The organism is Paenibacillus sp. FSL H8-0122, assembly GCF_038005345.1.
Classification (GTDB): Bacteria; Bacillota; Bacilli; order Paenibacillales; family Paenibacillaceae; genus Paenibacillus_AQ.
On the sequence record NZ_JBBOTB010000001.1, the window covers coordinates 6,044,290 to 6,065,098 of the forward strand.

Here is a 20,809-nt window from a genome sequence, read left to right on the forward strand (position 1 = left end):
AATCCCCCGTCCTCTTGTGGTTATATGGTTTTGGCTGCTACAGATTTGAGCTTCTTGCTTCGTCTGTCGATCAGGAGGATTTCATCCTCATTCTCCCGGTCGACGCCGATTTCCATATTATCCTCAATGACCGTGTTCTGACTGATGATCGCTTTGTGAATTCTCACGTTCTTGCCGATCTTCACCTTGGGCATAATGACTGAATCGGTGATGACACTGCCTTCGCCCACTTCAACCCCGTAAAAGAGGACAGAGTGCTTCACCTCGCCATGTACGATGCAGCCCTCATTAATGATGCAGCTCGATACCTTGGCACCCGGTGCCACATATTGTGCAGGCTGATTCGGATTACGGGTGAATATTCTCCAGCCGGTATCATTCAGGTTCAGGGGAGGCGTATCGCTCAGGAGATCCATATTCGCTTCCCACAGACTGTCTACCGTACCTACATCTCTCCAGTAGCCTTCAAAAGGATAAGCGTACAGGGATTGGCCTTCACCCAGCATCATCGGAATAATGTCCTTACCGAAGTCATGGGATGATCCGGCGTTCTCTCCGTCCTCAAGCAGATGCTTGCGCAGAACATCCCATTTGAAAATATATACCCCCATAGAAGCAAGTGTGCTCTTAGGCTGGGCTGGCTTCTCTTCGAACTCGTAAATCTTCAGATCATCTTCCGTATTCAGTATGCCGAAGCGGCTTGCTTCCTCCAATGGAACGTCAATGACCGAGATGGTGCAGTCGGCGTTCTTGGATTTGTGATATTGCAGCATGGCATGATAATCCATCTTGTAAATATGGTCTCCCGACAGAATTAATACATGCTCCGGATCAAATTGATCCACGAACTTAAGATTGCGGTAAATGGCATCCGCCGTTCCCCGGTACCAGCTGCTTCCATTCTCCCGTTCATGCGGTGGCAATACGAATACGCCGCCATCCTTGCGGTTCAAATCCCAGTCGCTGCCGACTCCGATATACGAATGCAGCACCAGCGGTTCATATTGTGTCAGCACACCCACGGTATCGATGCCCGAATTCGAGCAGTTACTTAGGGGGAAGTCGATGATCCGGTAGGTTCCTCCGAAATAAACAGCCGGTTTGGCAATCGATTTGGTCAAACTCTTTAATCTTTTCCCTTGGCCTCCCGCCAATAGCATGGCTACCATCTCTTTTTTCTTCATGGAAGAGCCTCCTTGACTTATGGGTAATGGAACATGTAATAAATTAGGTTGAATGAGTGATGCTATGAAGTGTAGACCTAAGTAAATACCCTAAAAAGAAGTGTTGTGAAAAGATGTAGCCCAAAAGAAATGCAGAGACAGGATGAATACGGGTGATACGGGGAGGAAAACAGCTGATCGGGACATATTACCGGTTAAGCCGAATCAAAAGCAAAAACCAGATTGTACCCTTTATTCTAATAGTGTTCTATACCCGCCGTCAAAACCCTTTATTGCCCGCCTTAAACTGATTAATTTCTAACTATATTTCATATTCATGGCGATATAAATCACTATAATTAGATTAACCATTATGATTAACCGCAATCAGCGCGAATGAATCGAAGGTTTGGCTCCAAAGACCTATTTTCAGCAAACCTTCAACCTGCGGCTTCAAACTATGGACATACTATACTTACTTAATTACTGGATCTGGAGGAATTGCTAATGAAAGCAGCCCAAGGTGTCCGGCTACTCCTGGTGGATGATGAGCCTCATATCCTTCAGTTCCTGGAGCTGGGCCTGATCAATGAAGGCTTTGAGGTACAGACCGCCGCAGATGGTGCTGAGGCGCTGGCAGCGGCGGCCGACTTCAAGCCGCATGTCGTTATTCTCGATGTGATGATGCCCGGCATGGACGGATTCGAGGTCTGCAGGTGCCTCCGTTCCGAGGAAGCGGAGGTGGCGATCATTATGCTGACCGCTAGGGATGAGGTAGACGACCGCGTCACGGGCCTGTCCCTGGGCGCAGATGATTACATGGTGAAGCCGTTCAGCTTCGAGGAGCTGCTGGCCCGGATTCAGGCCCGGCTGCGCAACCAGTTCCCCGGACTGCTCGGCGAGGTCCGCTGCGGCCCCTTCCGGATTGACGGCCGCCGCAAGGAGATCCGCCATAAGGAGGAAGTGCTGGAGCTGTCTCCGACCGAATATGAGCTGCTGCAGTATCTGGTGATCAACCACGGACTGGTCCTGAGCAAGCCGATGATTCTGGACAAGGTGTGGGGCTATGACTTCGGCGGGGAGGAGAATATCGTGGAGGTCTATATCCGCTCCCTCCGGGAGAAGCTCGGCGATAAGGAGCACCGGATCATCCGCACCCTGCGCGGGGCGGGGTACCGGGTGGATCTGATATGACTGCCCGGACCTGTAGATTCACGGGCAGATTCCATGCTCCGCGTTCCCTGCGCAAGCAGTTGCTCGTCACCTCGCTGCTCATTCTCTCAGGATTGCTTATACTGATCGGCACACTCCAGTATGTACTCATGCGAAATTTCATATACAGCAACCGGGCAGAGGCGATGGAGACCCAGATACGCTCTGTGCCATTTGAAATCTTCAATAATGCAGGTAACAGACGGCCCGGGGGAGACCATCGTCCCCTGCTGCTGGACGCCCATACTACCCTCGCTATCTACAATCAGGATGGCGGCTTCATGGATTTGAAGGAAGAGACGCTGTCCGCTTCGCCTGCTCCGAGAATGAGCAATGAGGCCTATGACCAGTTGTTGAAGCTCCCCACGTTCAAGCCAAATGGGGACTACCGGCTCATTACCGCCGGGGATGGCAGCGAGCATCTGGCTGTCTTCATGAACCTCGGCAGACCGGGCGCTGCCCGGATGCTCCTGCAGATGACGGTGGAGACCGGACCGCTGAGGGATGTCGTCCTGCAGCAGCTGCTTATCTTCGGCGCGTTGTCGGTAGCGGCTCTGCTGGCCGGGCTGCTGCTGTATTTACCTACGCTGCGCAAGACGCTGGTCCCCTTATCCAACATGGGGCATTCGGCCCAGATTATCGATGCCGGCAACCTGAATGTGCGGTTCCCGAAGGAGCAGGGCCAGCTTGAGATCGACCAGCTCTCCCAGTCCTTCAACGGCATGCTGGAGCGGCTGGAAATTTCGTTCAAGAATGAGCGGGAGGCGAAAGAGCAGATGCGCCGGTTCGCCGCCGATGCTTCCCATGAGCTGCGGACGCCGCTGACGTCCATCTACGGCTTCCTGGAGGTGCTGCTGCGCGGAGCTGCCGATAACCGGGAACAGCTCTACAGCGCACTCAGCAGCATGCACGGTGAAGCCAAGCGGATCAACAAGCTGGTGGAGGACCTGCTTCTGCTCGCCCGGATGGACGGCGCACCCCGGCTGCGGGTCAAGCAGGTGCTGCTGGGCGAGCTGATCGACGACATGCAGGCGCAGCTCCGGGTACTGGCCGGAGAACGGCAGGTTGTCTTCGACCTGGCCTGCGGCATCCGGTGCCTGGTTGATCCTGACCAGATCAGACAGGTCCTTCTTAATCTATTCCACAATGCGGTTCAGCATACCGATTCGGTCAAGGGCATCATCCATATATCTCTGCACGCCGGGGGAGAACTGGCAGAGCTGACCGTAAAGGATAACGGCTCCGGCATCTCTGCGGAGCATCTCCCGCATGTCTTCGACCGCTTCTACCGCAGCGATTCCTCCCGCACACGCAAATACGGCGGCTCCGGGCTTGGGTTATCGATTACGAGGTCCATTGCCGAAGCGCATCAGGGAGAGGTGACGGTATCCAGCACTCCGGGTGAGGGCGCTGCCTTCAAGGTCTCCCTTCCATGCCTGCGGGATTAGCCAATGAGCTGTAAATAGCGATATAATAGTTCCAGGCTATCAAAACTTAAGCGTATGCTTCCGAAGCGAGTTTTGCGAAGTGATTCCATGAGGTTTAGGCTATCAAAACTTAAGCATATGCTTTCGAAGCGAGTTTTGCGAAGTGATTCAATGAGGTTTAGGCTATCAAAACTTTTAGGAGGGTATCTCATGTACGAAATCGCCATTATCGGCGCCGGTCCTGCCGGTGCAAGCGCCGCCCTGTTCGCTGCCAAGGCCGGCAAAAAAACACTGCTGATTGACAACGACAAAGGTATGACCCGCAGAGGCTGGTATGAGAATTATTACGGAATTAGCGAGATTGGCGGACCTGATCTTGTAGAAACCGGACATAAGCAGGCCGTGAAGTTCGGGGCCGAGCTGGTTGCCGGACAGGCGACCTCACTGGAAGCCAGCGGTGAGGGCTTCGTCATCGGGATGGAGAGCGGAGCTACTTATGAAGCTAAGCATGTCGTGCTGGCGACAGGTGTTCTGACAGATCTGGCTGCCGCAGCCGGGGTAACCACCAAGGAGGGTACGGAGCCAAGAATCAAGACGGTGATTGCCGCCACACCGGAAGGCAGAACCAACATCGACGGTATCTGGGCCGCCGGAACTGTTGCCGGAATGAGTGTCCACGCGATTATCACTGCCGGGGACGGCGCCAAGGTGGCCGTCAACATCATCAGTGAGCTGAACGGTGCACGGTATGTCGATCACGATTTGCTGAAGGCTTAGCAAATACTACATAAGAACCGCCTTTCCTTATGGAGAGGCGGTTCTTTTTTGTGCGGAAGAACTATTTTTATTTGTTGAGACTGGCGACTCTCTGCTCCTGCGCGCTCTGCTGCGGCCTGCCGCTGTAGAATTCCTGAACGATGTAGAGGGGGCGCCCCTTGGACTCATCATAGATCCGTCCGACATACTCACCCAGAATCCCCAGCATGAGCAGCACGAACCCGTTGAAGGTTAAGGTGATCCCGATCATCGATGCCCAGCCCTTCACGGCCGCATCCGTAAAGAGCGCCAGATACAGTACATACATCAGGTACAGAAACCCGGATACGGAGAGCAGTGCTCCAAGAACACCCGCCAGCTTCAGCGGCTTATAAGAGAAGGAGGTAATACCGTCCAGCGACAGCTTCAGCATCCGTCTGAACGGGTATTTGGTCTCTCCGGCCAGCCGCTCCTCCCGCTCGTATTCTATCGCCTTCTGGCGGAATCCGACCCAGCTGACCAGACCGCGCACGAAGCGGTTCTTCTCCGGCAGACGCTTCAGCTCATCGCAGACTCTGCGGTCCATCAGGCGGAAATCGCCGGTATCCACCGGAATGGAGATATCGGTCGAGTAACGCAGCACCCGGTAAAATAAGCTGGCCGACCACTTTTTGAACAGGGACTCTCCGTTTCGCTTGATCCGCTTGGCATACACGACCTGGTAGCCTTGCTTCCACTCCGCAATCATCTCGGGAATCAGCTCGGGCGGGTCCTGGAGATCCGCGTCAATGATCACGACCGCATCGCCCAGCGCATAATCCATACCTGCGGTAATAGCGACCTGATGCCCGAAATTGCGGGACAGATCGATCAGCTTCACACTTTCATCCCAATAGCTGTATTCCTCGATCATCTGCGCGCAGTTGTCCGTGCTGCCGTCATTGACGAAGATCAGCTCGTAGGGCTCGCCTGTTATGCCCATTACTTTTTTGATGCGCCGGTAGGTCTCCTGAATAACAGCCTCTTCATTGAACATCGGTATGATAATGGAATAGCGCACTTGAACACTCATGGGCAGCTCCTCCTCAAAAGTAGTAAGGAAGCGCGCCGGCAAAGGGCCGGATATACGCGCTTCCTGATCTCCTGCTCCCGCAGGTTAGTTCAGGGTGATCTCGTACAAGGTTCCGGCATTGCCGCTGTTCTGCGTCCCCTGCCAGTCTGCGGCCGGAACCTCCGTCCCGTTCGCGGTAATCCATTCCGTAGTCTCCGAGCTGCCGCCGCCCCGCATCCCGCCCATGCCGCCGCTGGTGACCAGGAAGTACTTCACTTGCCCGCTCTCTACAAGCTCCTTCAGAGTGGCTGGGGTGTAGGGCGTATCTGATGCATTGAAGCCGTTCAGGATGACGACCTGCTCCCCTTCGTCGATGATATACGGGCCTGCCGTTCCATAATCCATCGCTGCGAACAGATATTTCTCGCCGGTATTATGCTCCTTGAGATAGGTCAGCAGAGACTCATTGATACCGGCAGCGTTGTTCCTTCCGCCCCCGCCCATGTTGGCTATGTTGGGCATGTTGGCTATGTTGGGCATGCCGCTCATGTTGCCCATTGCACCCATCCCGAAGGAGCTGCCGCTATCCGGCCCTGCTGCTGGAGTCATGCTATTATTTCCATAGACAATCGGTGTAAATGCCCAGTAGAGCGGGCCAATCAGCAGCACCAGGAACCCTGTTACCGCAGCGGCATGTAACCAGGAGGGCTTATCGCGTACCACCTTCAGCAGCCGCAGAATGACCAGCAGTACCGTCATGGCAAGACCTGCTGCCAGAATACCGGAGGACCAGCCGCTGCCGATGGTATCGTCGTACGGACGGATAATGTACACCTCAAGTACCGTTGTAGCCAGCACCGCTGCGGGCAGCAGCCAGGACAGCCAGGCCTTCCGCTCCTTATAGTAGCTCCAAAGCTGAGACCAGCCTGCACCTGCCAGCGCCGCCACCGGCGGAGCCATCATAATCAGGTAATACTGGTGGAAGAAGCCTGCGATGCTGAAGAATCCCATGACCGGGACCAGCCAGGCCAGCCAGAAGATGGCTTCCTTATGCTGCCGGGTGAAGCTCCTGCGGCGCAAGCTGGCCAAGATCCCGATGCTGCCGAAGAGCACGAACGGCAGCAGCCAGCTCGCCTGGCCGGACAACTCCTGCTGGAACAGCCGCAGCGGACCGGCAGTGCCGGTGTTGAACATGCCGCCGCCGTTCATCCCTCCGCGTCCGTTCGGGCCGCCGAACCCGCCAAATCCGCCTTCCGCTCCTTCTCCGCGCCGTCCGCCGTCCTGAACGCCCGGCACCATTCCGCCACCGCGTACGTCCTGGCCTGGAGCAGTCCCGCCGCTGTCACGGCTCTGATTGTCCCCGGCGGCGGCGGAATCACGGCCGTTCGTCGCCCCTTGCCCGTCTGCGCCCCCTTGTCCATCAGCTCCATCCATGGGCGGGAATTCACCGCCTAATTCCGGCATTTCCCCGTTCATTGCGGGCATGCCGCCGCCGAAGCCGCCGCTCCCGGGTCCTCCAGTGCTGCGGTCACCGGTCAGACGGGACACACCATTATAGCCAAAAGCCAGATTAAGCACAGAATTGGTGCCGCTGCTCCCGATGTAAGGCCGCTCATCTGCCGGAATGGAATCGACAATTACAGCCCAGGATAGAGACACTGCCAGCAGTACGGCAGTGCAGGCTGCAAGGGTGCCGGTCTTCTTTTTCCAGTTCACCTTGGCTGCCAGAAGATAGAATAGATAAAAGGCCGGAAGAACCATATAAGCCTGCAGCATCTTCTCATTGAAGGCGACACCGATGAGCCCGAAGGCGGCGAGCAGGCTGCCCGTCCGGTCGGTCCGGGTGCCTCGGAAGAGAAACCATGCCGCCAGCAGCAGCGTGAACACCAGCAGCGCATCAATATTGTTCGTCCGGCTTACCGCCGCTGCTACCGGGGTAGCCGCCATAACGAGCGCTGCAAGCCGTGCAGCCGCCTGTCCGAAGGCAGGCTTCACCAGCAGATAAATTAAGAGTACCGAGCCTATGCCGCCGAGCACCTGCGGCAGAATGACACTCCAGCCATGCAGGCCGAAGACCAGCGCGCTTAAGGTCTGCAGCCAGAAGGTTACCGGCGGCTTATCGACCGTTACAGACCCTGCTGAATCCAGGGAAGCGAAGAAGAAGTTATGGAAGCTCTGCAGCATGCTGCCCACTGCGGTTGTATAGTACGTATTGGCATATTGGTCATTCCAGATTCCGTATCCGTACAGGACGGCTGCCAGCAGCATAATCATTACCAGTACAACATCGGTACCCGGCCTCTTCAGTATTTTCATCGTTTGATCCACTCCGATTCGTTCATTTCTTAGGTGTATTATGGCATCCGTACCTTAACCGGCAATGAATGCCCGCTGAATGTTTGCTGAACGTGCCGGACACGCCAAATACCCCACCAAGAGATACATCCTGGTGGGGTATTTGGGAGAGCTGCTATTTCCTTTACGGCTTACGGGCCAGCGCTGCTACCTTGTTCAGGGTGTTCCAGTTGCGTGCGGTAAGCGCCGTTCCCAGCAGCTTGTCGAACGGCACCTTGAACAGCGGCGACTCGCTCACACTCACTTCATAGAAGGCATACAGCTCCCTGCCGATCACCCGCACCTTATCGGCTCCATCCTCATAGGGACGGAGCTTCTCCAGTGCTTCAGCGGCTGGCTCCGCTGCCAGAAACGAGACGTACAGGCGCTTGTAGGCTTCCTGTTCACTCTGCGGGAACGGATTACCGGCGATGACCGCCTCCAGCTCCTCCAGAGAACGGATGATGACAGGCACCTCCAAGCCGAAGGTCTCCTGAATCTTCCCGCTAATCATCTCCGCCAGCCCGTCACCTGTTAACGCTTCACTCTCAAATATAACATTGCCGCTCTGGATGTAGGTGCGTACATTCCTGAATGGAAGCGTTCCGAGCATGGCCTTCAGATCCTGCATTTTAATTACTTTGTTGCCGCCGACATTGATGCCGCGCAGCCATGCAATGTATGTATTCACCAGCATTCTGCCTCCTCTATACAGTCTGTTGCCCGCAGCGCTATGCCCTCAGGCGTCTGCGGATCTCGCGGACCAGCAGCTCCTTCTCGGGAACCGAAAGTCCCTCAACCAGCCGTGCGGCTGCTACCGGCAGTATCCACGGGTTAATATCAGCAAGCGTCAAGCCTGACAGCTTCAGATATCTGCGGAGATATTGCGCGGTCAGCCTTTTTCTGGCGAACCCCAGTAACCCCTTAGCGAACACAGAAGCCTGCTCAGGCATGGCCCCGATACGGAACATGATTACTGACCGTGCCACATCCGCTGCAGGATTGCCGCGGACGCCGGTCATCCAGTCAATGACCCACAGCTTATCATCCATCAGGATATTATCCGGGTGGAAATCGCCATGGCATAGCTTCTCCCCGTCCGGCAGCCGGGCAAGCCGGGACAGAATCTGTGTCTTCTCCTCTGTCTCAAGCATCGGTGCGGCGATAATTTGCTGTTCCAGCCGCTTCTTCTGCGCCCCGGCTTCGCCCATGCCATCGAGCTGATGAAGGCTGTGATGCAGGCCGGCCATCTGCTTGAAGCCGCTGAAATTCAGCCACGGCTTCCGGTTCATCTGCTGTAACAGAGTAGGACCGGCGATCTTCTGATACACAATTCCCGGTCTGCCCTCTACCACTACCCGCTCATGGGGCTGCGGAGTAGCAACACCTTGTTCATACACACACTTACTGAAACGGTATTCTAAGTCCACATGCTCTTCCGGAACGTCATCGCGGTACAGCTTAAGAATCTTTCCTTCCCCGTACTCCAGCACTTCAGCCGTTCTGCCTTGACCGATTACCTTCCCCTGCATATCAATGCCCTCCCGGCTAATCCAGACTGATCCGCGAGTAAATGCTCTCATCTCCCTTTATAGTGAATCGCGGAAAAACTCATGATAGAAATTAATAATAACCAGCAGCACAGCCAGCGATTCGTTGACACTGTCCACTTCCAGAGCGTGGTTGGCATCGTCAATCCTGTATACCCTTACCTGCTTCATGCTGCTAAGCTCGGCGGGATGCTGCCCGGTGAACATCGGGTCACTCCCGCCGTAAATCACACTGCCCCGGCTCTGCCGGATGAACGGAAGGCTCTCCGCAACAGGTGTAAGGAACAGATGCGAGACCTTCTCGCCCACTCCGGGCTCTGACGCCACCTTACCGGCAATAATCGTCCCCATACTCTTGCTGATGAACAAAAGCTGCTCGTAGTCGGGAAGTGATGCAAGCGCAATCTTGCATTCCTCGGCAACAATATCAATCTCTTCGCGCTTGAAGGCCACTCTGGCAGCCTGGTAGCCGTATTCTAACAGCAGCAGGTCACAGCCGTATTCCCGGGCCAGCTTGCCCGCATAATCCAGCAGCGGCCGCTCGGCGGAATAATTCTGTCCCGGAAACACCACCGCCAGCACCTTGGAGCCTTGAGTAATAAGCTTATGTCTGACCTCTCTGCCCCAATGTGAGGACATTACAATGCTGGATACGCTCATCTATCATCCACGCCTTTCCTACCTGTTCTATGAGATTCTCTCTTGCCTCTCATTATAGCTAACTTCAGGACAGGTTGAAAATCGGACAGCCCCGCATGGGCGGGGCTAGGAGATGGCGCTTCTGCGTCTATGATCCTTCCGGCTGCTGCTCTGGAAGAGCCTTCTGCCTGCTGCTCCTTCTGCGGGCGAGAAACTCCGCTGTAAACCACAGCAGTACAGGGATAAGCACCTGGAACGGGAGTGCATATATCTTGTAGATATGATACGCGAAATACTCCATTTCCATAATATTGGAATAGATAAAATTCGACAGATAGACCATGATCAGCCCCATCTGAAGCACAACAGAACGGTAGCTCCCCAGCTTGAATACCTTCGCTATCCCGTTACAGGTTACATACAGGCACAGACTGACCTTGACGAAGAGCGCCGTAACAAACACTATGGCCGCCGAGCCCTCGATCCGGGTAACGAAATCGCCGATATTAATCCGGCTGACCGCCACGTAAGAGGGGAAGTACAGACCGGACAGAATATCAGGGCCAAGTATCAGCAGGTTACGCAGCGTGATCATAATAATGATCCCCCCTGCAATCAATGTGCTGCTGACCAGCACCCGCTTGGCAGAGCCCTTGGCCGGAATGGCGCTGAATGCGCCCAGAAAGACCACAATCTCGGCAAAGGGGAAGGTGAACGATCCTGCTGTATCTGCAAGAATAAGTTCAAACCTTGTATTGAGTAGCGGCTTCAGATGATGGTATTCAAACTTGGGCACTGAGAGCAATTGCAGGGTTACAATCACAATTAGCGAGAATAACAGGAGAAACTTAGCACTTCTTCCAAGCACCTCTATCCCGGCGTGGACGACCCAGATACAGAGCAGGCCAATCATAAGCATGGGTGCGAGCATCGGAGTTGCGGTTAAGGCTACGGTCTTGCTGAACTCCCCGAAATTGCGCAGCACCAGCGCTCCCAGATGCAAAGCATACCAGATATACAGACAGGAAAGCATCCGTCCCAGGACGGAGCCGAACACTGCAATCAGCATGTCAAACAGATCCTTGCCCGGAAACAGGACATGGAGTCTCGCATAGACGAGCATAAGCGGAACGGCCAGCAGAATCGCCAAGAGTTGGGCAATCCAGCTGCTGTTGCCGGACTGTGACGAAGTTCCCAGGAACAGGGAAGCGCCGGTGACAAATAATATAGCGATGCTGATGGACTGTCCAGCCGGAATAGTCTCTTTGCTCACACTCTCCTCCTCCTTCAGCGGTGCGCTCTAATATAGCTTTTTCACCCATTCCACAAACAGCGGGGACGGACTGGGAATCTCCCAGCGCATCGACAGTGCGAAGGCCAGCCCGAAGGAGATCAGGTACAGGGCGGAGCAGACCAGGAAATCCCGCTTCATTCCCTTCTTCCGCAGCCCATATGGATCAATTACAGCGATCAATGCGTAGATCAATATCACGTAAATGAACATACTTAATCCCCCAGCCGGATGGCCCGCGAAGTCTTGGCACTGCTCTGTATCGTCACCTTGGACTTAACGCTCACTTCAAGACCGGCAAAGACCTCAGGCCAGTGTTCCTTCACTTTGGCCCAGAGCTTAGGCTGGTTCTCGTACAAGCTCTCGCCAAAGCCAAAAATATCAGCCTCATATTGCTGCTGCATCTTATGAATTAACGCCAGAATATCCGCCTGCAGCCGCTCAGCTGCCCTTTGCTCGATATCCTGAATCGTCTCATCCTTCAGGAATCCCTCCGGTGTCATCACCTCATCCAGCCCTGTCTTGGTTACTGTATGAATCTGTATCTGGAGCTTGCCATCCACTATTGTGTGCTTCAGCTTGGAGTGATTGGAGATAATCTCCAGGGAATACGCCGGATTCCCCCGCTTATCATCTACAGCCAACACCCCTCCCTGCAGTACATTTTTGACGATAAGCATCGTCTTCGTCTCATCGCCGCTCAGTTTGCCCACCATCCGGTCCTTCACAAATACGGCGGTACCTGCCACCCTTTCGCTCTGCTCACCATTTTTCCGGTGAATATGAATGATTGGGGCCGTCGCATTAATCCCTGAAGTCTCCAGCTTATCGATGAAATCCCATATCTCCACCGTCGGGGCGTTGTTCGTATACTTCTCATCACGCATCATCTGGGCCAATTCAAAGGACAGGATTGCTTCCGTGGTGCTTTTCATATTCAGGATCTCACGGGCCGTCTTCTCTCCAGACACGAAGATGAACACATCCGAGCGGGTCTCCGTGTCCCGGCTGTACCAGTCAATGACTTTGACTAGCCCCTCTCTGGCGGCTTCCTCACTGATGATTATGGCCTTCGCATGACTCCAGAAAAGCTTCTTGCCGGTCATAGAGATCATATTGCGGACGATTTCAAACATCGTATTCCCGCTGAGGCTGACCATCTTGTAGCCCGCCTGAGCCTTGTCCGCCGACCCGCCTGTATCCACAATCTCTGCTGTAAGCAGTAGCTTCCCATCCTCATTCTTATCAATGGCCACTCCGGCTACAATCGCCATATCATCCACCTCGGCATAATTCCAGCAGCCGGTGAGTCCCAGGCTCAGCAGCAGCAACAGTGAGATAAGAGAGGTACACCCTCTCGGCAGAGATCTCATGACCGCTTGGCCGGTCTCTTGGACGGCTTCCGTCTTCGGTTACGCATTCCAATCACCGCAGGCCGCAAATTCATATCCCACCAGGGCGCACGAATGGTTGTATCCTTAATATCCTGGGGGCGGATCGAGCCTACCCCAAGCATGTAAGAGACGCCGAAGGAGCGCAGGCTCATCAGGTGAATGACCAGACCAAGCAGACCGAAGAAATATCCGTAGAGGCCCAGGAAGAAGGTGCTGCCCAGCAGCGCCAGTCTGGCGATGATCAGCGGCCCGGTCAGCCTTGGATTCAGCAGCGTCGTTATCCCTGTCAACCCCACCACAATGACCATCGGCGCACTGACAATCCGCGCATCCACGGCAGCCTGGCCCAGCACCAGCGCCCCGACGATGCTTACAGCCTGGCCAATCGATGTCGGTATCCGTGCCCCCGCTTCCCGCAGCACCTCGAAGATGGTCAGCATAAGCAGCGCTTCAACTATGGTTGGAAAAGGCACCGATTGCCTGGCAGTCGCAATACTAAGCAGCAGCAGGGTGGGAACCATCTCCTGGGCATAGGTTACAAGGGCAATATAACCGGCCGGGATACTGATCGACATGAAGGCTCCCAACACTCTAAGCACACGGTTAAACGATGCAAAATAATAGTTGATATAATAATCCTCACTGGCCTGGAAGTTCTCAACGAATACATAAGGAACTGTCAGCGCAAAAGGGGTGCCTTCGACGAGGACCGCAACCCGGCCCTCCATGATTTTGCTCACGAGTGTGTCCGGCCGTTCGGTACTTCCAACGGTTTCAAACGGAGAGTAGGGCTCGTCACGGATCAGCTCGGACAGATAACCTGTGTCCAGAATAAGATCAATTTCTACCTTCTCCAGCCTGTCATACAGCTCCTTAATAATATCGGGAGAGGCCAGACTTCCCATATAACAGATACAGGTCTGCGTCTTGCTGCGTGTTCCGATTTCCATGAATTCGATTTTCAGATCCGGGTCCCGCACCCTGCGGCGGATCAGGGTCAGATTCACAAGCAGCGATTCGGTGAAGCCCTCACGGGGGCCACGCACCGTTTTTTCCGTAGTAGGCTCTTCTATCGCTCTGGAGTCCCAGCCCTGAACATTGATGATAAGCCCTCCGGCATAGCCTTCCAGCAGCAGCACCGCCTTCCCGCTGACGATCGCCCCTATCAGTCCATCCAACTCCTCGGAGACCATGACATCCGGGGTATCAATGACAGTCATCCGGATTCTCTCCATTAGGGCTGCAGGGTCCCGGTGCTCTTGTTCTGCGGGCTGGTAAGCGAGTATCGGCTTGATGATCCCCGTCTGAATCAGATTCCGGTCCACCATTCCATCGACATAGATTAATCCGCAGCGGACGGGAGCACCCTGACTGTTCTCTATGATCCTTACTCTCAGTGTCCCGTCGTTATTGAAAATCTTCCGCAGCCGTTCCACCGTCTCCTCCAGCGAAGGGCTTAGCGGAGGATGCGCGGACAGGGTACCGGCAGCTTCACTATTCAGTGCAGAATGCTTGTTCTTCACTGCTATCACTCCTGTCAGAGATCTATTGCTCTGATTATCCCCCGTCTCTCTGACTCCTATTCGCCAGAATTTACTGCATGGGAGAGGCAGATGCCACCCGGCCCTTGAACGGCACAGCAAATAAGCCCGCTCTGTAACAGAGGGGCAGGCTGGACCAAGCTTCGTATGATATCGTCAGCCGCTGCTCCACTAAGGCAAATGCTCCTTGCAGCAGCCGCTTTATGTTATGGTTAGTACAGTTAGAAAACAGCGGTGGGACTGTTACAGACAGAGAAAGGTAAAAGGAGCACGTAAAATGACACCATTCACGCGAAAAGTTATTCTCATTATTCAGTCGATCCCGGAAGGCTCCGTCATGACCTACGGCGGGATTGCCCGGGCGGCCGGAAGTCCCCGGGCGGCCCGGCAGGTCGTGCGTATTCTGCATTCCATGAGCAGGAAGTACAAGCTGCCGTGGCACAGGATCATCAACGCCAAGGGTATGATCTCGCTCACTGAAGACGAATCCGCCTCCCTGCAGCAGCTATATTTAACCGGAGAGGGCGTTATCTTCGATGAACGGGGCGTGGTTGACCTGGAGCGTTACCAGTATGTTCCGGCTCCAGAGCTGGAGATGGACCTGGAGCTTCCGCCTGAACCCGGCGATGAGGAGGACGCTTAACCTGTCTTCCTCCGGCCCTCGGAATAACTCCTGCGGCCCCCGCCCGCCAGCCCGTTCAGCAGGCAATACATCGTGGCATAAATCACCAGCAGCACAAAGGCGACGAACAGGCTGAAGAACACTGACTGCCGGTTCAGACTGTCCATGACCAGCCGGTAGAGCTGATGGCGGTCCGTCAGCACATCCCAGCTGTTCAGGCGGTAGACTCTGCCGAGCAGGACGCCGTAGCCGCCCATGACACAGGCGAACAGGACGAAGACCCACGAGAGCAGCATGTTGCTTTTCCGGTAGATCACGTGCTGGAACTGGTACAGGGAGAAGAATCCGGTCAGCCAGCCGCTCCAGGTGAACAGGAGGAGGGTGGTCAGATCATACCAGTACCGGTTCTGGATCGTTCCGCCGACGATATACTTGCTTTTGCGGACAGTCAGATGGATCAGATCCGTCATAATATAAGGCGCATTCGGAAAAAACAGCAGCCAGGCTACGCCCAGCGGCAAAATCAGCAGCCCCCCGATCTTCCGCTTATCCAGCTCATGCGCGGCCATGGAGAAGAAGAACGGCACCCAGGCCAGAAACAGATTCCAGAGCAGAAAGGCATAGAACGTATCCGTCTGCAGCGAAACAACGCGGTATACAGCAAGTGTTGCCGCCGTCATAGCAGCCAGAAGGATGAAGACCTTGGTGTAATTCAGTTCTTTCATGAAGGATAATCCCCTTACCTTGATATAGTCCATTTATGTAATTGTACAAATATGGGGCTGGAGTGTCCAATATCGGGGGCAGTAACCGCACGCTGCGCATTGTGTTCGGTTTTCCGCGTACACCTTTCCTTAAAGAACAAAATGCCTGCGGTATCCCCATTGTGATCGGTTTTTCGACCGTATCTGCCCCACAAACCTCTGCCGCACCAAATGTGATCGGTTTTTCGACCATATCTGCCCCACACGCCTCTGCCGCACCAGATGTGGTCGGTTTTTCGACCACATCTGCCCCACACGCCTCTGCCGCACCAAATGTGGTCGGTTTTTCGACCATATCTGCCCCACACGCCTCTGCCGCACCAAATGTGGTCGGTTTTTCGACCACACTCCGTCCAGATGACCACGCGCTGTCCATGTGTTCAGTCGGACGAAAATCATAATTTCCTTAACAATAAAAAAGCAGCGCTGCCCATGAGGGTAGTGCTGCTTGTATGACGTTAATAGGCAATGGCGGCGCCTGCGGACTGGTAACCCAGGTTACCTTGTACCCGCGTCAGCCCTGCACCGCGCGGGCTATACCCCGCCGCTGAGCTTGCGGGCCACCGCCGGAGTGCGCCCCTTGAAGGCAGTGCTGCGCGATGAGGATTCCTCCAGCCCCGAGAGGGCGCTGCATTCTCTGAAGGCCGCATGTTCACAGCCCCGGCAACGGCTGGGATTCACGCTTCCCAGCGCTTCATTGATCGCTTCGCCGGTATGATCATAGAACTGGGCAGCACCGATCCGGTCGTACAGCCCCGTTCTCTTGAGCAGCTCCAGCGGCTGGCTCTGGATGCCTGAGATCATCAGTCTGCCGCCAGCGGCCTGCAGCTCCTTCACCAGCGCTGCCAGATTGGCCTCACCTGTCGTATCCATCAGCGGTACCTTGCCCATGCGCAGCAGGATAAGCTTAGGCTGATCCGGGCCGAGCTCGGGCATGGTGTGGTCGAAGCGGTAGGCAGCGCCGAAGAACAGCGGTCCCTCCACATTGTAGATTCCGATCTGCGGACAGTCGTGGCTCTCTGTTACCATATGGGCCTCGACCTTGACGGAAGACGGGTCAGGCAGCACCTTGGAGATTCTATGCACCTCACCCATACGCTTGACGAAGAGCACAACGGCCAGGATCAGCCCCACCTCTACCGCCACGGTCAGATCAGCGAATACCGTCAGCAGGAAGGTAATCGCCAGCACCAGTGAATCCCCGGTCTTCAGCTTCAGCAGGTGGAGAAATTCCTTGCGTTCACTCATATTCCAGGCTACGACCATCAGAATCGGGGCCATCGCTGCCAGCGGAATGCTGGAGGCGTACGGGGCGAACAGCAGCAGGATCAGGAACACCACCACACCGTGAATGATCCCGGAGAGCGGAGAAGCGGCACCGCTGCGGATATTGGTGGCGGTTCTGGCAATCGCACCGGTAGCCGGTATCCCGCCGAAGAGCGGCGCGGCGATATTGGCGACCCCCTGGCCGATCAGCTCACGGTTGCTGTCATGGCGGCTGCCCGACATGCCGTCGGCCACGACTGCGGAGAGCAGCGACTCAATGGCTCCCAGCAGCGCAATGACAAAAGCCGGACGGATCAGCAGCTTGATCTTCTCCCACGTAATGACCGGGAAGTGAAAGCTGGGGAGTGTATTCGGGATATCTCCGTAGGCAGAGCCGATGGTCGTCACCTTGCCGCTGAAGAACAGGGCTGCGATAACCGTGGCACACAACAGTCCAATTAGAGAACCCGGCACCTTCGGGGCAAACCGCAACCCCAGCACCACTACGGCGAGACATACCCCCGCAGTCAGAATGCTGTACAGATTGATTGTGGAGAGATGCGCCCCGATCTCCTTCATATTGTCGATAAAGCTCTCATGCCGCTTCATGTCCCTTAGGCCAAGGAAGTTCGCAATCTGCCCGCTGAAGATAATAACGGCAATCCCGGCCGTGAAACCAATGGTCACCGGCTTCGGAATGAACTTAATCAATACCCCAAGCCTCAGAACACCCATCAAGACAAGAATCACCCCGGCCATCATTCCGGCAATCAGCAGATTCTCATACCCGTACTGCATGGCAATAGCGAACAAAATAGGAATGAATGCACCCGTAGGCCCGCCAATCTGGAACCTGGACCCGCCGAATAAGGAAATCAGTATGCCGGCCACAATGGTTGTATAGATTCCGTACTCCGGCTTCACACCGGAAGCAATAGCAAATGCCATCCCAAGCGGGATGGCAATAACGCCGACGATTGTCCCTGAAATGATATCCTTGCGCAGCGAAGCAATGTTATAGCCTTTGAAACGGCCCCACCCTGTCATCCTCTAACCTTCTTTTCTCTGAATATCTGATTATTTGAATATAATACCCACATTACTCCTGCCCGCTGCTCTTGTCAACGGGGTAATCCGCCCCCGGAGGCCGGGGTTATTCGCTGCGGATGCCTTCAAGCAGGGAAATGGTACTCACCAGATGATTGTCGAAGATCTGTCTGGCTACAGCCAGAAGCTCCTTAATCAGAGGATCACGGAGGGCATAGATGACAGTGGTCCCTTCCTTGACGCTGGTGACCACATTTTTGGCCCGGAGGACGGCCAGCTGCTGGGATACCGCAGAGCCTTCCGAACCCAGGATCGCCTGCAGCTCGTTCACATTCTTCTCGCCTTCGCTAAGCAGCTCCAGAATCCGAATCCGCATCGGGTGAGCCAGCGCCTTGAAGAATTCCGTCTTAAATTGTTGAATATCGCTGTTCATCAGACTTCTGCTCCTTATGCTGTTACTTGTTTCAATCTATATTATATTAGCTCATTTGCCTGAAGGTGGCTATGCCGGGGCAGGAAATAGTTCGTCCGCCGGGGGCCCTGCGGCCCCTACAGATTCACCGGATACAGCCTGGCTTCACGGGTCCTCAGCTCGACGAAGCCGCCCAGTGCCATCGGTTCGCCCAGGCATTCGAACATGATCAGGTCGCGGCCGATCCGCAGATAACCCGTGCCGTCCTCCTCTATATTTTCCAGCACGCCTGTCAGGATGACCGTATCCCCTTCGATACGCAGGCCAAAGGCACCGCCGGGAGCAGGCACAATATCGACCCAGCTCATGAACAGCGCCGGCAGCTCCCATTCTGCCACCCATTCCTCACCCGGCTGAACAGGCGGTCCGCACCATTTGGCTCTGGCTTCCCCCCATTCCGCTGCCGCGAATCTGATTTCCCCGGTCCGGGGACCTTGTCCAAGAATGTGTATGTTCATCTTCATTAGCTCCATCTTCGTTCATTGGTATAACGTCATTATACATGACCGGGCGCCGGAGAGGATATCAGGTGTAATTCTGTGTTGCTTTGTTCAGATAGGTGCTGGGATGCAGCCAAGGATGCTTGAAGAACTCGTGTTTGCCGGTGATCTGGCGCGATACGCTGAGGTCATAATCAATCATGTGCTTCACTTTCTCGGCGAGGCTTCTGCCCTTCACCAGCAGGCCCAGCTCGTAATCATGGCAGGCACTCCGTTCATTAATATTATAAGAGCCGTGAAATACCGCCTGCGCTCTGTGGTCGTAGATGATTTTCCAGTGGGAGAAGCGTTCAGTCGCACTATAATCATAGAAGGATACGCCGTTACAAAAGGGAACGTACATGTTGCTGCGCACCGCCGCCCGGTTTGTCGGATGATCATTAACCTCCAGCGGATTGCAGATGGTGAGATGGCAGGCGCGCTCCGGCCCCACTTCACCCAGCCGGTCCCAGAAGGCCTGATCGATCAGATACGGATTCACAATAAGAGTCTCATCGGCCGCATAGGTGATCACATCCAGAATATATTGCTGAATCAGATTCACCGGGTTGCCGGGAAAGCTCGCGAAGAGAGTACACTCCTCCTCCCCAAATGCATAGTCCACCACAGGACGATAGAAGGTTGACGCCAGGTCAAAGTGATCTCCCCCGAGCAGCAGCCACCTGGAGTGAAAAACAGCGTTCAGCGACTGGGCCACAGCCCCCTGAATCCTGAAGCAGCCGTCATGCCATTCCTCTTCCTTGGCGGGGATACCGAGCGGACGTCCATCTACCTGCTGGCCCGGGGCTTCCTGAATGGGGGTGGCAAACGTATACTGGTCCCCGATATTCAGACTGCCGATAATGGAAGTTATTCCGTCTATAATCATGAATTTGCGGTGGTCAATCACATTCAGCCCGGTCACCTCCACATCCTCCTGAACCTTATCCTGCAGAAAAAGGATGCTCTCAGGCACGCCCTGTGACTTCAGCACTTTGCGCTTCGCAGCCCATTCCTCTGCACCGTAATAGGAGTGGAAGGTATCCAGCAGTTTTGCACCTGCCTGCTCCAGACGCCCGGCAATCTTGGAGAATTGCCCCACCTCCAGGTTCTGGCCGTATCCGAGCGCAGTGACCGTATAATTCACCATGATTCTAATCTCTACTCCGCGTTCAAGTGCATGAAGCAGCTCACTAGCGATAAGGTTCCCTGAATGGTCATTGAAGAACAGCATCACGGACAGATGAATGTAACGCTCAGCCTTGCCGATCTCGCCGAGCAGCATGTCCAGACATTGTGGTCCGTTCACATAAGGATCTACCCGGTTATGCCGGGTGGTCTGCGGGGCCAGAGCCCTGAGCTTGCCGGAATCGAGTCCTGCTACTGTATCCGCGAGCTGATTAAGCCATTCCTGGCTTATACCCGGCAGCTGTTCGAGCTGCTGCATATCCGTTATGACGCCCCCGCACTCCTGCCGGTAAGCGCGCGCGGTATCACTTTGCAAAAGAGGGGCAAACGCCGGCTCCGCCTCCTCCGCACCTTCGGTGAGTGACGCTAGGGAGCCGCCCGAAATATGATAATTCACGTAATCTATGAGATCCTGCTGAAGCTGCCCGTCCTGCCCGGCAGCAGCAGGGATTGAGGTTAACCGGTGATTGGTATGTAGATTAGTCATGCTGTCTTCATCTCCTTCGTTCTTCCCCGCCTTGCTTCGTCAGCAAATGACAATCCAAGTAAGGGTAAGGTAAGATACCCGGCTTGTACGTTTTATAAACGGCATCGCGTCTTGCAAAAAAAGGAT

20 protein-coding genes are annotated in these 20,809 nt (G+C 54.9%); 5 read left to right on the forward strand and 15 right to left on the reverse strand.

The window, feature by feature from the left end; translation table 11 throughout:
• Nucleotides 1-20: 20 nt before the first annotated feature.
• Nucleotides 21-1,184 carry a glucose-1-phosphate adenylyltransferase gene (locus tag NSS64_RS25785; protein WP_340944870.1) on the reverse strand — a complete coding sequence of 388 codons (1,164 nt, stop codon included), beginning with the start codon at nt 1,182-1,184 and terminating at the stop codon, nt 21-23.
• Nucleotides 1,185-1,670: 486 nt separating this feature from the next.
• Here NSS64_RS25785 and NSS64_RS25790 point away from each other — a divergent pair, with 486 nt between their 5' ends.
• From NSS64_RS25790 to NSS64_RS25800, 3 genes are all read left to right on the forward strand, one after another.
• Nucleotides 1,671-2,357 (forward strand): response regulator transcription factor, encoded by a 687-nt coding sequence (locus NSS64_RS25790; RefSeq protein WP_340944871.1) that lies wholly within the window; start codon nt 1,671-1,673, stop codon nt 2,355-2,357.
• On the forward strand, nt 2,354-3,823 hold the full coding sequence (locus tag NSS64_RS25795) for a sensor histidine kinase (RefSeq protein ID WP_341142005.1): 1,470 nt from the start codon (nt 2,354-2,356) through the stop codon (nt 3,821-3,823). Before NSS64_RS25790 ends, NSS64_RS25795 begins: the two co-directional genes overlap by 4 nt.
• A gap of 189 nt (nt 3,824-4,012) precedes the next feature.
• Nucleotides 4,013-4,579 (forward strand): FAD-dependent oxidoreductase, encoded by a 567-nt coding sequence (locus NSS64_RS25800; RefSeq protein WP_341142006.1) that lies wholly within the window; start codon nt 4,013-4,015, stop codon nt 4,577-4,579.
• Between the two features lie 67 nt (nt 4,580-4,646).
• Here the strand turns inward: NSS64_RS25800 and NSS64_RS25805 are convergent, their stop codons facing one another.
• From NSS64_RS25805 to NSS64_RS25845, 9 genes are all read right to left on the reverse strand, one after another.
• Nucleotides 4,647-5,630: a glycosyltransferase family 2 protein gene (locus NSS64_RS25805; RefSeq protein ID WP_340944877.1), complete on the reverse strand. Its 984-nt coding sequence runs from the start codon at nt 5,628-5,630 to the stop codon at nt 4,647-4,649.
• A gap of 84 nt (nt 5,631-5,714) precedes the next feature.
• The gene (locus NSS64_RS25810) at nt 5,715-7,925 is read right to left on the reverse strand and encodes an ArnT family glycosyltransferase (RefSeq protein ID WP_341142007.1); all 2,211 of its coding nucleotides are present in this window, start codon (nt 7,923-7,925) and stop codon (nt 5,715-5,717) included.
• A 163-nt stretch (nt 7,926-8,088) separates the two neighbouring features.
• Entirely contained in the window at nt 8,089-8,634 is a 546-nt protein-coding gene (locus tag NSS64_RS25815) for a DUF1697 domain-containing protein (RefSeq protein WP_341142008.1), read from the reverse strand.
• A gap of 40 nt (nt 8,635-8,674) precedes the next feature.
• Nucleotides 8,675-9,475 (reverse strand): phosphotransferase family protein, encoded by an 801-nt coding sequence (locus NSS64_RS25820; protein WP_341142009.1) that lies wholly within the window; start codon nt 9,473-9,475, stop codon nt 8,675-8,677.
• 57 nt (nt 9,476-9,532) lie between these two features.
• A complete protein-coding gene (locus NSS64_RS25825; RefSeq protein WP_341142010.1) occupies nt 9,533-10,153 on the reverse strand; it encodes a hypothetical protein in 621 nt (206 codons plus the stop codon).
• Between the two features lie 127 nt (nt 10,154-10,280).
• Nucleotides 10,281-11,405 (reverse strand): GerAB/ArcD/ProY family transporter, encoded by a 1,125-nt coding sequence (locus NSS64_RS25830; RefSeq protein WP_341142011.1) that lies wholly within the window; start codon nt 11,403-11,405, stop codon nt 10,281-10,283.
• A gap of 27 nt (nt 11,406-11,432) precedes the next feature.
• Nucleotides 11,433-11,636: a hypothetical protein gene (locus NSS64_RS25835; RefSeq protein WP_076083870.1), complete on the reverse strand. Its 204-nt coding sequence runs from the start codon at nt 11,634-11,636 to the stop codon at nt 11,433-11,435.
• Between the two features lie 2 nt (nt 11,637-11,638).
• On the reverse strand, nt 11,639-12,796 hold the full coding sequence (locus NSS64_RS25840; RefSeq protein WP_341142012.1) for a Ger(x)C family spore germination protein: 1,158 nt from the start codon (nt 12,794-12,796) through the stop codon (nt 11,639-11,641).
• Complete coding sequence (locus NSS64_RS25845) at nt 12,793-14,340, reverse strand: spore germination protein (protein ID WP_340944890.1); 1,548 nt, start codon at nt 14,338-14,340, stop codon at nt 12,793-12,795. Before NSS64_RS25845 ends, NSS64_RS25840 begins: the two co-directional genes overlap by 4 nt.
• 295 nt (nt 14,341-14,635) lie before the next feature.
• Here NSS64_RS25845 and NSS64_RS25850 point away from each other — a divergent pair, with 295 nt between their 5' ends.
• Entirely contained in the window at nt 14,636-15,001 is a 366-nt protein-coding gene (locus NSS64_RS25850; protein ID WP_341142013.1) for an MGMT family protein, read from the forward strand.
• On the opposite strand, the gene NSS64_RS25855 is transcribed toward NSS64_RS25850, so the two are convergent.
• Nucleotides 14,998-15,705 (reverse strand): DUF1361 domain-containing protein, encoded by a 708-nt coding sequence (locus tag NSS64_RS25855; protein ID WP_340944893.1) that lies wholly within the window; start codon nt 15,703-15,705, stop codon nt 14,998-15,000. The genes NSS64_RS25850 and NSS64_RS25855 overlap by 4 nt on opposite strands.
• Nucleotides 15,706-15,767: 62 nt before the next feature.
• Between NSS64_RS25855 and NSS64_RS25860 the strand changes: the two genes are divergently transcribed.
• On the forward strand, nt 15,768-16,145 hold the full coding sequence (locus NSS64_RS25860; RefSeq protein ID WP_341142014.1) for a hypothetical protein: 378 nt from the start codon (nt 15,768-15,770) through the stop codon (nt 16,143-16,145).
• Nucleotides 16,146-16,278: 133 nt separating this feature from the next.
• On the opposite strand, the gene NSS64_RS25865 is transcribed toward NSS64_RS25860, so the two are convergent.
• The 4 genes from NSS64_RS25865 to NSS64_RS25880 form a co-directional block, all read right to left on the reverse strand.
• On the reverse strand, nt 16,279-18,057 hold the full coding sequence (locus NSS64_RS25865; protein WP_341142015.1) for a SulP family inorganic anion transporter: 1,779 nt from the start codon (nt 18,055-18,057) through the stop codon (nt 16,279-16,281).
• Between the two features lie 106 nt (nt 18,058-18,163).
• Entirely contained in the window at nt 18,164-18,490 is a 327-nt protein-coding gene (locus tag NSS64_RS25870; protein WP_036700195.1) for an ArsR/SmtB family transcription factor, read from the reverse strand.
• Nucleotides 18,491-18,606: 116 nt separating this feature from the next.
• Nucleotides 18,607-18,987 carry a hypothetical protein gene (locus NSS64_RS25875; RefSeq protein ID WP_341142016.1) on the reverse strand — a complete coding sequence of 127 codons (381 nt, stop codon included), beginning with the start codon at nt 18,985-18,987 and terminating at the stop codon, nt 18,607-18,609.
• A 67-nt stretch (nt 18,988-19,054) separates the two neighbouring features.
• Nucleotides 19,055-20,683 (reverse strand): phospholipase D-like domain-containing protein, encoded by a 1,629-nt coding sequence (locus NSS64_RS25880; RefSeq protein WP_341142017.1) that lies wholly within the window; start codon nt 20,681-20,683, stop codon nt 19,055-19,057.
• Nucleotides 20,684-20,809: the final 126 nt, after the last annotated feature.

Excerpts from the sequence above, each read along its gene's own strand:
- NSS64_RS25850 (WP_341142013.1), top strand. The coding sequence starts at position 14,636 with ATGACACCATTCACGCGAAAAGTTATTCTCATTATTCAGTCGATCCCG.
- NSS64_RS25835 (WP_076083870.1), bottom strand. The coding sequence starts at position 11,636 with ATGTTCATTTACGTGATATTGATCTACGCATTGATCGCTGTAATTGAT.
- NSS64_RS25870 (WP_036700195.1), bottom strand. The coding sequence starts at position 18,490 with ATGAACAGCGATATTCAACAATTTAAGACGGAATTCTTCAAGGCGCTG.
- NSS64_RS25800 (WP_341142006.1), top strand. The coding sequence starts at position 4,013 with ATGTACGAAATCGCCATTATCGGCGCCGGTCCTGCCGGTGCAAGCGCC.
- NSS64_RS25805 (WP_340944877.1), bottom strand. The coding sequence starts at position 5,630 with ATGAGTGTTCAAGTGCGCTATTCCATTATCATACCGATGTTCAATGAA.
- NSS64_RS25820 (WP_341142009.1), bottom strand. The coding sequence starts at position 9,475 with ATGCAGGGGAAGGTAATCGGTCAAGGCAGAACGGCTGAAGTGCTGGAG.
- NSS64_RS25880 (WP_341142017.1), bottom strand. The coding sequence starts at position 20,683 with ATGACTAATCTACATACCAATCACCGGTTAACCTCAATCCCTGCTGCT.
- NSS64_RS25855 (WP_340944893.1), bottom strand. The coding sequence starts at position 15,705 with ATGAAAGAACTGAATTACACCAAGGTCTTCATCCTTCTGGCTGCTATG.
- NSS64_RS25795 (WP_341142005.1), top strand. The coding sequence starts at position 2,354 with ATGACTGCCCGGACCTGTAGATTCACGGGCAGATTCCATGCTCCGCGT.
- NSS64_RS25790 (WP_340944871.1), top strand. The coding sequence starts at position 1,671 with ATGAAAGCAGCCCAAGGTGTCCGGCTACTCCTGGTGGATGATGAGCCT.
- NSS64_RS25785 (WP_340944870.1), bottom strand. The coding sequence starts at position 1,184 with ATGAAGAAAAAAGAGATGGTAGCCATGCTATTGGCGGGAGGCCAAGGG.
- NSS64_RS25825 (WP_341142010.1), bottom strand. The coding sequence starts at position 10,153 with ATGAGCGTATCCAGCATTGTAATGTCCTCACATTGGGGCAGAGAGGTC.
- NSS64_RS25840 (WP_341142012.1), bottom strand. The coding sequence starts at position 12,796 with ATGAGATCTCTGCCGAGAGGGTGTACCTCTCTTATCTCACTGTTGCTG.
- NSS64_RS25875 (WP_341142016.1), bottom strand. The coding sequence starts at position 18,987 with ATGAACATACACATTCTTGGACAAGGTCCCCGGACCGGGGAAATCAGA.
- NSS64_RS25810 (WP_341142007.1), bottom strand. The coding sequence starts at position 7,925 with ATGAAAATACTGAAGAGGCCGGGTACCGATGTTGTACTGGTAATGATT.
- NSS64_RS25865 (WP_341142015.1), bottom strand. The coding sequence starts at position 18,057 with ATGACAGGGTGGGGCCGTTTCAAAGGCTATAACATTGCTTCGCTGCGC.